Raw genomic sequence first — 11,676 nt, 5'->3', positions numbered from 1 at the left:
GATGTGCCAAGGGGGCACGGGACGCGCCCCCAGGCAGTCTGCGCTAACCCTCAGCGGAAGGGCATGGCATACATCAGGCCGCCCTGCGTCCACTGGGCATTCAGCCCGCGGGTCAGGCCGATGGGCGTCTGTTCGCCGATGTTGGCCGCAAAGATCTCGCCATAATTGCCGCTGGCCATGATGGCGCGCTTGGCCCATTCCTTGTCCAGGCCGATCATGGCGCCCAGATCGTCGGTGGTGCCCAGAAGGCGCTGCACCTCGGGGTTCTGGGACGAGGAGGACAGCTCCTCGATATTGGCCGAGGTGACGCCGTATTCCTCGGCGGCGATCAACGCATACAGCGTCCAGCGGACGATGTCGCCCCAGTTGCTGTCGCCGTGGCGCACGGCCGGTCCCAGCGGTTCCTTGGAAATGATCTCAGGCAGGATGATGTGGTTTTCCGGGTCGGCAAAGGCCGCGCGGGTCGCCGCCAGGCCCGAGGCGTCGGTCGTGTAGGCGTCGCAGGCGCCGGCCATGTACTGCTGTTCGCCCTCGGCGTTGCTGTCGATGTTGACGGGCTGATAGCTCATGTTGTTGGCGCGGAAATAATCGGCCAGGTTCAGTTCGGTGGTGGTGCCGGTCTGGATGCAGATCGTTGCCCCGTCCAGCTCCTTGGCCGAGGTCACGCCCAGATCGGACCGCACCATGAAGCCCTGGCCGTCGTAATAGTTCACGCCCACGAAATCCAGCGCGAGGTCGGTATCGCGCGAGAAGGTCCAGGTCGAGTTACGGGCAAGCATATCCACCTCGCCCGAGGACAGGGCGGTGAAGCGCGTCTGGCCCGTGGTCGGCACATAGCGCACCTTGGCAGGATCGCCCAGCACGGCGGCGGCGACCGCCTGGCACAGATCGACGTCAAAGCCCGTCCAGTTGCCGTTGGCATCCGGCGCGGCAAAGCCCACCAGACCCGTGTTCACACCGCAGTTCAGTTCGCCGCGCGCCTTCACGTCGGCCAGCGTGTCGGCCATGCCGGCCCCCGCTGTCAGCGCGGCGGCGGCGACAGAGCCCAGAAAAAGCGAAGTCTTCATCTCTACCCCTTTGTTGGCTTGACCGGGTGGGCGGCGCCCAGTCCGGCAATGTCCGGCCCGTTGGCCGGACTTGTCCTGCGAAGGCACGCCGTGGGCCTCCATAGGCAACATAGTGCCGATCCTGACTGATGCGTCAAGCGCATCGCCCGCCAGCGGGGCGGTTTCAACCGGCGCGGGACAGGTGCCACACCCGTTCGGCAACCCGCATCGCCTGCCTGCGGCTTTCGGCGGCAGCCTCGGCCTCGTCGTCGGCGCCCCAGCGTTCGATCTGGAAATCCTCGTCGATGCGCGACAGGCGAAAGGCGGTGTCGGCGTCGATCCGGCCGCGGATCACCGCCAGGCCCAGCACCAGCGACCCCGGCAATGTCACCAGATCGTGCAATGCCGTCAGGCCAAAAGCATCCAGTTCCGTCAGGTGCCGATGAAACTGGGACAGGCTGCGGGAATCCTGATCGACCGGAATGACCCCATGGGTGATGCGCAGGGGGGCGCGCAGGTCCGTCGCCGCCCAGTCCACCAGCGGATCCCAGGCCTCGGCCTGCCGGCGGACCAGTTCGGCCGGCTGGTCCGCGCGATAGGACAAAAGATCCGTGCCGCCATAAGCGGCAAGCATGTCCGCCACATCGGCAAATTGCGGGGCAACCTTTTCGATGGCCGAATTGGCCGCGCGGGTCAGCGGCATGGCATTCGGATCGATCACATCGCCCTGCGCGTCCCATTCCCCGGCAACGGCCAGCGCCAGATCGGCCGTGGGCAGGATCAGCGGCAGCCTGCCCGGCGTGCGCAATGGCCGGGCATCCAGCAGCACCTGAAACCCCTGCCCGGCCTCCTCGATGGCCGATGCCGTCCAGAACCGCCGCGCCTTCCATTCCGTCATGCCGCCCACTCCGTTAGGATCCGGCCCAGTTCCGCAAAATCGCCTGCCACATGGGCAGCCCCCGAGGCGCGCAGATCATCGGCCGGGTGATAGCCCCAGCCGACCCCCAGCGCGGCAATGCCTGCCTGTCGGGCCATGTTCATGTCAAAGCTGGTGTCGCCCACCATCACCGCCCCGCCGGCCCCGACCCCGGTTTCCGCCAGCGCCGCCAGCAGCATCGCGGGATGCGGCTTCGACGGATGATCGTCCGCCGTCTGGATGCTGACGAAACGGCCCGTAAGGCCATGCGCCTCGAGCATCGCGCCCACGCCACGGCGCGACTTGCCCGTGGCCAGCGCCAGCAGCACGTCGTCGCGGCCGGCCAGCAGGTCAAGGCAATCGCGCGCGCCGGGATACAGCGGTGCCGCCTGGACCAGACGCGCCTGCAGGAAGGCCTGGCGATAGCCCTGAACGATGCGGGCCTGGATGACGGGGGGCTGATCCCCTGCCAGTTCGGCCACCGCCACGGGCAGGGACAGGCCAACGATGCGCAGGATCTGGCCGCGGTCCAGCGGCGGCAGGCCCGCCTCTGCAAAGGCTGCATTCATGGCGCCGACGATGTGATGCTGGCTGTCGATCAGGGTGCCGTCGACATCAAAGACGACCAGCTTCATTCGGCATCCGCGAAAGGATCGTCCGGCACGTCGTTCTCGTGCCAGCCCAGGGTCTTCCAGGTCCGCGCCATGTGATCGGGCAGGGGCGCGGTCAGGGTGATGCGCTTTTTGGTGATCGGATGATCGAAGCTGATCGACCGGGCGTGCAGATGCAGCTTGCGGCTGATCTCTCCGCCCAGTTGCGCGCCCCAGCCATCGCCCAGGTTTTCCTGCCCCGACCCGCCATACTTGCCATCGCCCACGATGGGATGGCCCAGTTCGGCCATGTGCGCGCGCAATTGATGCGTCCGCCCGGTGACGGGGACAAGCGCGCACCAACTGGCCCGCGTGCCCAATGCGTCCAGCACGGCATAATCGGTGGTCGCGCGCTTGGCGCCCTCGGTCGTGTCGATGTCGCGGGGATGCACGGCGATCATCTTTTCATTGTCGCCGCGCCCAGCCCCGCCCTTGACCAGGCCATAGCGCACCGTGCCCATTCGCGGATGCGGGACGCCCGCCACGGCCGCCCAATAGATCTTGCGCGTGGTGCGCGACCGGAACGACTCGGACAGGGCGCGGGCCACGCGGTCGGTGCGGGCCAGCAGCAGCATGCCCGAGGTATCCTTGTCCAGCCGATGCACCAGCTTGGGCCGGTCCTTGAAGCCGAACATCAGCGCCGTGGTCAGTCCGTCCACGTGACGGTCGCCCTGCCCGCTGCCGCCTTGGCTGGGCAGGCCCGGCGGCTTGTTCAGGGCGATGATGTGCTCGTCCTTCCACAGCACCGCCGACTGGATCATCCGGGCGTCGCCATCGGCCACGCCCGGACCGATCGGGCGGTCCTTGGCGCGGGCCGGAACCGGGGCGGCGTCCGGCAGCGGGGGAATGCGGACCTCCTGCCCGGCCTCGATCCGGGCCGCGGGCTTCACGCGCCCGCCATCGACGCGGATCTGGCCGGTGCGGCACAGCTTTTCGATGGCGATCTGGCCAAGCTGCGGAAACTTCTTCTTCAGCCAGCGGTCCAGGCGCTGTTCGCCCTCGTCCCCGCCCACGCGGATGGTCTGCACGCCGCTCATGCGGAAAGCCCCCGGCCCAGCGCCAAGCCCAGAACGACCGCGCCCAGCGACAGCACCACCGAGCCTGCGACATAGGCAACGGTCAGCCCGCCCTGCCCGCGTTCCCACAGGGTCAGCGCATCCAGCGAAAATGCGGAAAAGGTCGTGAACCCGCCCAGGACGCCGGGCATCAGAAACGGCGCCCAGGCCAGGCCGCCGCGCTGCGCCAGCAGGGCGGCCAGCAGGCCCATCGCCAGGCTGCCCGCGACGTTCACCAGCATCGTTGCCGCCGGAAAGTCCCGGACCGGCAGCGCGCGATACAGACCAAGCCGCGCCATCGACCCGATGGCCCCGCCGAAGGCAACCTGAAGATATGCGTTCATCATCCGCTGGTCCTGTGCCGCGCCGCCGCCAAAGTCAACCGCCGCGCTTCAGCCGCTGCTGGACAAACCAGTCCAGACGCTTTTTCAAATCCCGCTCGAATCCGCGCTCGACGGGGGTATAGAGCACCGGCCGCTTCATGCCCTCGGGGAAATAGGTCTGGCCGGAAAAGCCGTCCTCGGCGTCGTGGTCATAGGCATATCCCGCGCCATAGCCCTGATCCTTCATCAAGGATGTGGGCGCGTTCAGGATATGGGCCGGGGGCATCAGGCTGCCGGTGCGCCGCGCCTCGGCCCGCGCGGCCTTGTAGGCCACATAGCCGGCATTCGATTTCGGGGCCAGCGCCAGATAGATCACCGCTTGCGCCAGGGCCAGTTCCCCTTCCGGGCTGCCAAGCCGTTCATACATCGCCCAGGCATCCAGGCAGTGCCGCTGCGCGGCGGGATCGGCCAGGCCGATGTCCTCGATCGCCATGCGGGTGATGCGGCGGGCCAGGTAACGGGGATCCTCGCCCCCCTCCAGCATCCGCGCCAGCCAATACAATGCGGCGTCAGGGTCGCTGCCGCGCACAGACTTGTGCAGCGCCGAGATAAGGTTGTAATGCTCGTCGCCGGACTTGTCGTATTTCGCGGCGCGCCGCATCAGCCGCCCGGCCATCGCCGCCTGGTCCAGGGGGCGGTCGGTTTTCCAGGCGGCGACCTGCTCGATCAGGTTCAGGGCCGCGCGCCCGTCGCCGTCGGCCATTTCCAGCAGGGCGTCCCGCGCCCCGGCGGTCAGGGGCAGCTTGCGGCCCAATTCGCGCTCGGCCCGCTGCGCCAAGAGTTCCAGATCGCGCAGGCCCAGGCGGTCCAGTACGATGACCTGGGCCCGCGACATCAGCGCGGCGTTCAGTTCGAAGGACGGATTCTCGGTCGTGGCGCCGACCAGAAGGATCGTCCCGTCTTCCATATGAGGCAGAAAGCTGTCCTGCTGGGCCTTGTTGAAGCGGTGGATCTCGTCCACGAACAAAAGCGTCCCCCGGCCCTGCGCACGGCGCAGTTTCGCCGCGTCGAAGACCTTGCGCAGTTCGGGCACGCCCGAGAAGATCGCGCTGATCTGAACAAAGGCAAGGTCGGTTTCGGTCGCCAGCAGGCGGGCGATCGTGGTCTTGCCCACGCCCGGCGGCCCCCACAGGATCAGCGACGACAGGCTGCCCGACGCCAGCATCGAGCCCAGGGGGCCATCCGGCCCCAGAACCCTGTCCTGGCCGATCACATCGCCCATGCGCACCGGGCGGATGCGATCGGCCAAGGGACGCACCGCCGGGACGGGCGGCGGGTCTGAACGGGTGCTGGTGTCGAACAGATCGGGCATGATGCCGTCAATGTAGGGCGGCCCGCTGGCCGCGAACAGCCCCCGCCTCAGTGCATCTTGGCGGTCAGGTTGATCGACACGCACTGGAAATGGCCGTCGTCGATCCACAGCACGCGGCCCATGGCCTCGGCCTCGAGGCCGCAGCGGCCGTACCAGCGCGGCCAGCTTGCGCCGGTCAGCGCGATCAGCCGCGTGGCACCCAGTTCGCGCGCCGATGCGGTCATGGCCTCGACCATCTTGAAATGGACCTTGCGCCGGAGGCTCTGGGGGATGTCGTGGCCAACGAACACGCGCGAGCATTCCCACACCTGCTCGTCCACCGGCGCCTCGGCATACAGAAGATCCTGGGGGATCGACCCGCCCAGGATACCCTTTTGCGCATCCCGGATCATGTAGCTGTAGATGCCGCAGCGGGCGATGGTGGGCGTCAGGCGAAAGCCCGCCAGAACCTCGCCCTTGTCATGAACCGCGATCCATCGGCTCTGGGGCGTGTCGTACTGGTCGAACTCCATGTCCTCGGCCTCGGGCAGATCCCAGTTCTTCTGGATGATAAAGCTCTGCTTGCGGGCGCGAAAAAGCTTGGCGAATAACTCGCCATGGTGGTGCAGGTTGGAAAAGGAAAGCGTGGTCGTCAGCATGGTCATTCTCCTGGGGTGTTGGGATGACCCTTCCCCGCGTCATGGCTCCCCTGGGCGATGTCCTTAAAGCAGACGGTATTCCTTGGCCCGTTGCAGCGCCTCGGCCGTTGTGCGTGCCTTCAGTCTTTCGCGGACTGAAATCAACCTTGCCTTGAACGCGCTTTCGGTAATGCCAAGCTTGGCTGCCGCTGCCGCATGACGATCGCCCTCCGCAACGCAACGAAGGGCCTCTTTTTGAGCCTTTGTCAGGCTTGTCGGCGGCTCCGTCGAATCGTGAAGCCGGCCTACCGTGGCCGAGATCTCGTCGATCTCGTCATCCGTGAACTCGCGGTCGCTGCGCGCGAAGCTGGCGATCGTGCGCGAGTTGATCGGTCCGCAGGATACCGTCAGGCCATAGGTCAGGCCATGATCCGCGGCATCCTTGAGAATGTTGAACGGGTCCGGAATGGGCAGGCTGGACCAGCGGCAGGCGCCGGTTGTGGAAAATCCCCAGGCAATCGTCGGATCGCGCAGCGCATAGCCGTTCTGGGAATAGAACTCAGACCACTTTTCTGAATAGGTCTGGAACTGCATCAAAGGGGCGGCAAAACGGATATGCAGGCCCACGAAATAGCCGGCCGGGGCGTGTTTCCCCAGTTTCCGCAAGCCTGCATTGATATCTGCGCGTGATGACATGACTTTTTAGACAAATTGCCTTCATTACCGTCAACGGACATTCTAGGTGTGACGCAAAATTCTTGCCATATCATTAACGGGATGGGAGATCCCCGGCATGAGATGTTTCAGCGGAATTCATGCCCTGCCAGCGGATCTCTGCCAGCAGTTGCTGGCAATGCCCCTGACCGATGATGAACGTCATGACGCAGCGTCAGTCCTGAGTTTTCTTGTGCCTTCCAAGCATTCAGGCCCGACCCTTCCTCTGCTTTCAGACAGAAACGCCCCGCAGCCGGACTGGCGACGGGGCGTCTGATTCGATCAATGACCCGATGGCCCGCTCCGGGCCCGGCGCAGAGGCCTATTCGGCGTCTGCTGTTTCGGCCTCGACACGGGCACGATCCGTAGCACCCTTGGCCGATGTATCGCGATCCACGAATTCGATGATCGCCATCGGCGCCATGTCGCCATAACGGAAACCGGCTTTCAGGATACGGACATAGCCCCCCTGGCGATCCTTGTAGCGCGCCCCCAGAACCTCGAACAGCTTGGCGACATGCTGATCCTGCTTGAGCTGCGAGGCAGCCTGGCGGCGCGCATGAAGATCGCCGCGCTTGGCCAGCGTGATCAGCTTTTCGACGATCGGACGCAGTTCCTTGGCCTTGGGCAGGGTGGTCTTGATCTGCTCGTGTTCGATCAGGCTGCCGGCCATGTTGGCGAACAGCGCCTTGCGGTGTTCGTGGGTGCGGTTGAGGCGGCGATAGCCGCGGGCGTGACGCATGATGTTTCTCCTTTGACGTGTTTTGCTTTGTCCGGCAGCCCATGCGTGCGGGCCGCTCTCCTTGGGGCGGATTGCCCGATTGGCGGGACCGTGGCCCCGCCAAAGCTCAGAATTGGTCGTCGAAGCGCTTGGCCAGATCCTCGATGTTCTCGGGCGGCCAGTCCACGACATCCATACCCAGATGCAGGCCCATGCCCGACAGCACTTCCTTGATCTCGTTCAGGGACTTGCGGCCAAAGTTCGGGGTCCGCAACATCTCGGCCTCGGTCTTCTGGATCAGGTCGCCGATATAGACGATGTTGTCGTTCTTGAGACAGTTGGCCGACCGCACCGACAGTTCCAGTTCGTCCACCTTCTTCAGCAGGCGCGGATCGAATTCCAGGCCGTCGTCGCTGTCCTGGCGGTTGGCCGATTCCGGCTCGTCGAAGTTCACGAAGACCGACAACTGATCCTGAACGATGCGCGCGGCATAGGCCACCGCGTCCTCGGGGGTCAGCGAGCCGTCGGTTTCGATCTTCATGGTCAGCTTGTCATAGTCCAGCACCTGCCCCTCGCGGGTCGGCGTGACTTCATAGCTGACGCGCTTGACAGGCGAGAAGATCGCGTCGATCGGGATCAGGCCGATGGGCGCATCCTCGGGGCGGTTCTTGTCGGCGGCCACATAGCCCTTGCCGGTCTGCACGGTCAGTTCCATGTTCAGATCGGCGCCGTCGTCCAGGTGGCAGATGACGTGATCGCGGTTCAGCACGGTGATGCCGGCGGTTTCCTGGATGTCGCCGGCCTTGACCTCGCCCGGCCCCTTGGCGGACAGGGTCAGGCGCTTGGGCCCTTCCACGTCCATCTTCAGCGTGACGCCCTTGAGGTTCAGGACGATGTCGGTCACGTCCTCGCGGACGCCCGCGACGCTGCTGAATTCATGCAGAACGTTGTCGATCTGCACCGAGGTGATGGCCCCCCCCTGCAGCGACGACAACAACACACGCCGCAGCGCGTTGCCCAGCGTCAGGCCAAAGCCCCGCTCCAGCGGCTCGGCGACCAGCGTGGCGGTGCGGGTGGCATCCGCGCCTTGCTTGACGACCAATTGCGTCGGCTTGATCAGCTCGGCCCAGTTCTTGTGGATCATGCGTTTGCCTCCATACTTGCCCCCGGCCCATGTCCCTGGCCGGAAACGCCCGAGGTTGAAAACGGAAAAGCCGAACCGCGCAGCATGGCGCGGTCCGGTCAAGGTTCATCTGAAATCAGACGCGGCGACGCTTCGGGGGGCGGCATCCGTTGTGGGCAATCGGCGTCACGTCGCGGATCGCGGTGATGTTGAAGCCGACCGAGGCCAATGCGCGCAACGCGGATTCGCGGCCCGAACCGGGGCCCTGAACCTCGACCTCCAGCGTGCGGACGCCGTGTTCCTGGGCCTTGCGGCCGGCATCCTCGGCAGCCATCTGGGCGGCATAGGGAGTCGACTTGCGCGATCCCTTGAAGCCCATGGTGCCGGCGGACGACCAGGCGATCGCATTGCCCTGAACGTCCGAAATTAGGATCTTGGTGTTGTTGAACGAGGAGTTCACATGCGCCACGCCGGTGGCGATGTTCTTGCGCTCCTTGCGCTTCATGCGGGTCTTGTCGCGTGCCATTGATCCTGCCCCTTACTTCTTCTTGCCGGCGATCGGCTTGGCCGGGCCCTTGCGGGTGCGGGCATTGGTGTGGGTACGCTGACCGCGGACCGGCAGGCCGCGGCGATGGCGCAGACCGCGATAGGAACCCAGGTCCATCATGCGCTTGATGTTCATCTGCGTTTCGCGGCGCAGGTCGCCTTCGACGGTCAGGTTGGCGTCGATGTATTCGCGGATTTGCAGAACTTCGGCATCCGACAGGTCGTTCACGCGGCGGGCGCGGTCGATGCCGACGGCCTCGCAGATCTGTTCGGCATACATCGGGCCGATGCCGTGGATATAGGTCAGGGCGATCGGGACGCGTTTCCCGGTCGGAATGTTGACGCCAGCAATACGAGCCACGCGTTTTCCTTTATACAGTTGCGGTTCCGTAACGCCGGAACCTTTTTTCACAACGCAAGGCCCGAAAGCGATGCCTCCGGGCCAACGGATGATCCACCCGCTTCACAGGGTGATTCTCTTGCGAGATGCCGTGACTTATAAGCCGCGGCCTGCCGCGTCAAGTGCGTGCTGCGGCATCGGCAGGGCGGCGGCGATCTGGCCGGCCACCTGGTCCATGTCGGCCAGTCCGTCCACGACCTTCAGCTTGCCCTTGGCATGATAATACCCGATCAGCGGCGAGGTCTTCTTGTAATATTCCAGCAGCCGGGTTTTCAGACTGTCCTCGTTGTCGTCGGCGCGGCGGCGCAGGTCCGTCGATCCGCAGACGTCGCACACCCCCGGCCTGGCCGTGGGCTTGGTGTCGTCGTGATAGACTTCGCCGCAATTGCCGCAGGTATAGCGGCCGGTGATGCGGCGGACCAGCGCCTGGTCGTCCACCTGCATTTCCACCACCGCGTCCAGCACCATTCCGGTTTCATCCAGAAGCGCCCCCAGGGCATCGGCCTGGGCCAGCGTGCGGGGAAAGCCGTCGAAGATGAAGCCGTTTCCGCCCTCGGACAGCTTTTCGCGGATCAGGCCGATGACGATCTCGTCGGTGACCAGTTCGCCCCGGTCCATGACCTCGGCCACGCGCCGGCCCATCTCGGTCCCCGAGGACCGGGCCGCGCGCAGCATGTCCCCCGTGGACAGTTGCACCAGCCCCCGGTCATCGACCAGACGGCGGGCCTGGGTCCCCTTGCCGGCACCGGGCGGCCCCAGCAGAATGATATTGATCGTCATGACGGCACTGTCCCCCTCGTCGGTCCTTGTCAGCGGCGCGATGGTGCGCGGCGCGGCTTGGCGCCTCCCTCCTTGCGTTTACCACGCAATTGGGATTTCTCAATCAGACCTTCATATTGATGCGCCAGCAGATGGCTCTGGACCTGATTGATGGTGTCCATCGTCACCGACACCACGATCAGGACCGAGGTGCCGCCGAAATAGAACGGCACCGACCACTGGCTGCGCAGGATTTCCGGCAGCAGGCAGACCGCCGCCAGATAGGCCGACCCGATCACCAGCACGCGGTTCACAACATAGTCCAGATATTCCTCGGTCCGCTTGCCGGGACGGATGCCCGGAATGAAGCCGCCCTGGTTCTTGAGATTCTCGGCCACGTCGTCGGACTTGAAGCTGACGTTCTGGGTATAGAAATACGCGAAGAACACGATCATGCCAGCGAAGAACAGCAGATACAGCGGCTGCCCCGGCCCGAAATAGGCCAGGATCGTGGACATGACCGGCCCGGTCTGGTTGCCCGAGAAGGTCGAGATCGTGACCGGCAGCAACAGCAGAGAGCTTGCAAAGATCGCCGGGATGACGCCCGCCGGGTTCACCTTGATCGGCAGGTGCGACGACTGGCCGTCATAGACCTTCATGCCGACCTGACGCCGGGGATACTGGATGCGGATCTTGCGCAGCGCGCGCTCCATGAACACGACAAAGGCGATCACGGCCACGACCATCACGATCACGCCCAGAATCACCGGGGTCGAAATGGCGCCCGAACGCCCTTGGGCAAAGAAGCCGGCCAGGGCGGCCGGAACCTCGGCCAGAATCCCCACGAAGATGATCAGCGAGATGCCGTTGCCGATGCCGCGCGCGGTGATCTGTTCGCCCAGCCACATCAGGAACATGGTGCCGCCGACCAGGGTGATGACCACGGACGCCTGGAAGAACAGCCCCGGATCGTGGGCCAGCCCTCCGGCCTCGAGGCTGCGGGCAAGACCATAGGCCTGGAACAGCGCCAGCGCCACAGTGCCATAGCGGGTGTACTGGTTGATCTTCTTGCGGCCCTGCTCGCCTTCCTTCTTCAACTGCTCCAGCGACGGTACCATCGCCGTCAGAAGCTGCACGATGATCGAGGCCGAGATATAGGGCATGATGCCCAGCGCAAAGACGCCCATCCGGCCCAGCGCGCCGCCGGTGAACATCGACAGGATGCCGCCGATCCCGGACTGCGCCTGGTCCATGAAGTTGCGCAGCGCCGCCCCGTCGATGCCCGGCACCGGGATATAGGTGCCCAGACGATAGATGATCAGCAGCCCGAGCGTGAACCAGATGCGCTGGCGAAGTTCGGTGGCCTTGCCGAACGCGCTCCAGGAAAGGTTCGCGGCCATCTGTTCTGCGGCTGACGCCATGTGTGTCGTTCCC

At 65.1% G+C, this 11,676-nt stretch carries 14 protein-coding genes; all 14 read right to left on the bottom strand.

What is annotated here, in order from left to right:
* Positions 1-50: 50 nt before the first annotated feature.
* Positions 51-1,067, bottom strand: coding sequence for an amino acid ABC transporter substrate-binding protein (locus tag EYE42_RS12495; RefSeq protein WP_130991651.1), 1,017 nt, complete (start codon positions 1,065-1,067; stop codon positions 51-53).
* A gap of 163 nt (positions 1,068-1,230) precedes the next feature.
* Positions 1,231-1,944: an ATP12 family chaperone protein gene (locus EYE42_RS12490; RefSeq protein WP_130991650.1), complete on the bottom strand. Its 714-nt coding sequence runs from the start codon at positions 1,942-1,944 to the stop codon at positions 1,231-1,233.
* Positions 1,941-2,597 (bottom strand): HAD-IA family hydrolase, encoded by a 657-nt coding sequence (locus EYE42_RS12485; protein WP_130991649.1) that lies wholly within the window; start codon positions 2,595-2,597, stop codon positions 1,941-1,943. Before EYE42_RS12485 ends, EYE42_RS12490 begins: the two co-directional genes overlap by 4 nt.
* A complete protein-coding gene (locus EYE42_RS12480; protein WP_130991648.1) occupies positions 2,594-3,649 on the bottom strand; it encodes an RluA family pseudouridine synthase in 1,056 nt (351 codons plus the stop codon). The genes EYE42_RS12485 and EYE42_RS12480 overlap by 4 nt, the downstream gene beginning before the upstream one ends.
* Positions 3,646-4,014, bottom strand: a complete 369-nt coding sequence (locus EYE42_RS12475) for a fluoride efflux transporter FluC (RefSeq protein WP_130991647.1) — start codon at positions 4,012-4,014, stop codon at positions 3,646-3,648. Before EYE42_RS12475 ends, EYE42_RS12480 begins: the two co-directional genes overlap by 4 nt.
* Positions 4,015-4,045: 31 nt before the next feature.
* A complete protein-coding gene (locus EYE42_RS12470) occupies positions 4,046-5,362 on the bottom strand; it encodes a replication-associated recombination protein A (RefSeq protein WP_130991646.1) in 1,317 nt (438 codons plus the stop codon).
* A gap of 47 nt (positions 5,363-5,409) precedes the next feature.
* Positions 5,410-6,000 carry an acyl-homoserine-lactone synthase gene (locus EYE42_RS12465; RefSeq protein WP_130991689.1) on the bottom strand — a complete coding sequence of 197 codons (591 nt, stop codon included), beginning with the start codon at positions 5,998-6,000 and terminating at the stop codon, positions 5,410-5,412.
* 63 nt (positions 6,001-6,063) lie between these two features.
* Complete coding sequence (locus EYE42_RS12460; protein ID WP_130991645.1) at positions 6,064-6,675, bottom strand: helix-turn-helix transcriptional regulator; 612 nt, start codon at positions 6,673-6,675, stop codon at positions 6,064-6,066.
* A gap of 340 nt (positions 6,676-7,015) precedes the next feature.
* Entirely contained in the window at positions 7,016-7,435 is a 420-nt protein-coding gene (rplQ, locus tag EYE42_RS12455; protein ID WP_130991644.1) for a 50S ribosomal protein L17, read from the bottom strand.
* Positions 7,436-7,541: 106 nt separating this feature from the next.
* Positions 7,542-8,558 carry a DNA-directed RNA polymerase subunit alpha gene (locus EYE42_RS12450; protein ID WP_130991643.1) on the bottom strand — a complete coding sequence of 339 codons (1,017 nt, stop codon included), beginning with the start codon at positions 8,556-8,558 and terminating at the stop codon, positions 7,542-7,544.
* A 115-nt stretch (positions 8,559-8,673) separates the two neighbouring features.
* A complete protein-coding gene (gene rpsK / locus EYE42_RS12445; RefSeq protein ID WP_130991642.1) occupies positions 8,674-9,063 on the bottom strand; it encodes a 30S ribosomal protein S11 in 390 nt (129 codons plus the stop codon).
* A gap of 12 nt (positions 9,064-9,075) precedes the next feature.
* Complete coding sequence (gene rpsM, locus EYE42_RS12440) at positions 9,076-9,444, bottom strand: 30S ribosomal protein S13 (protein WP_103173012.1); 369 nt, start codon at positions 9,442-9,444, stop codon at positions 9,076-9,078.
* A 135-nt stretch (positions 9,445-9,579) separates the two neighbouring features.
* On the bottom strand, positions 9,580-10,263 hold the full coding sequence (locus EYE42_RS12435) for an adenylate kinase (protein ID WP_130991641.1): 684 nt from the start codon (positions 10,261-10,263) through the stop codon (positions 9,580-9,582).
* A 29-nt stretch (positions 10,264-10,292) separates the two neighbouring features.
* A complete protein-coding gene (gene secY, locus EYE42_RS12430) occupies positions 10,293-11,663 on the bottom strand; it encodes a preprotein translocase subunit SecY (protein ID WP_130991640.1) in 1,371 nt (456 codons plus the stop codon).
* Positions 11,664-11,676 lie beyond the last annotated feature (13 nt).

Source organism: Paracoccus subflavus (assembly GCF_004310345.1).
In the GTDB taxonomy this organism is placed as follows: domain Bacteria; phylum Pseudomonadota; class Alphaproteobacteria; order Rhodobacterales; family Rhodobacteraceae; genus Paracoccus; species Paracoccus subflavus.
Note: the sequence above shows the minus strand (reverse complement) of the source record. Positions and strands in the feature narration are given on the sequence as shown.

Coding starts and splice junctions, on each gene's coding strand:
- EYE42_RS12475 (WP_130991647.1), bottom strand. CDS start 4,014: ATGATGAACGCATATCTTCAGGTTGCCTTCGGCGGGGCCATCGGGTCG.
- EYE42_RS12465 (WP_130991689.1), bottom strand. CDS start 6,000: ATGCTGACGACCACGCTTTCCTTTTCCAACCTGCACCACCATGGCGAG.
- EYE42_RS12435 (WP_130991641.1), bottom strand. CDS start 10,263: ATGACGATCAATATCATTCTGCTGGGGCCGCCCGGTGCCGGCAAGGGG.
- EYE42_RS12470 (WP_130991646.1), bottom strand. CDS start 5,362: ATGCCCGATCTGTTCGACACCAGCACCCGTTCAGACCCGCCGCCCGTC.
- EYE42_RS12480 (WP_130991648.1), bottom strand. CDS start 3,649: ATGAGCGGCGTGCAGACCATCCGCGTGGGCGGGGACGAGGGCGAACAG.
- rpsK (WP_130991642.1), bottom strand. CDS start 9,063: ATGGCACGCGACAAGACCCGCATGAAGCGCAAGGAGCGCAAGAACATC.
- EYE42_RS12460 (WP_130991645.1), bottom strand. CDS start 6,675: ATGTCATCACGCGCAGATATCAATGCAGGCTTGCGGAAACTGGGGAAA.
- EYE42_RS12450 (WP_130991643.1), bottom strand. CDS start 8,558: ATGATCCACAAGAACTGGGCCGAGCTGATCAAGCCGACGCAATTGGTC.
- rplQ (WP_130991644.1), bottom strand. CDS start 7,435: ATGCGTCACGCCCGCGGCTATCGCCGCCTCAACCGCACCCACGAACAC.
- EYE42_RS12485 (WP_130991649.1), bottom strand. CDS start 2,597: ATGAAGCTGGTCGTCTTTGATGTCGACGGCACCCTGATCGACAGCCAG.
- secY (WP_130991640.1), bottom strand. CDS start 11,663: ATGGCGTCAGCCGCAGAACAGATGGCCGCGAACCTTTCCTGGAGCGCG.
- EYE42_RS12495 (WP_130991651.1), bottom strand. CDS start 1,067: ATGAAGACTTCGCTTTTTCTGGGCTCTGTCGCCGCCGCCGCGCTGACA.
- EYE42_RS12490 (WP_130991650.1), bottom strand. CDS start 1,944: ATGACGGAATGGAAGGCGCGGCGGTTCTGGACGGCATCGGCCATCGAG.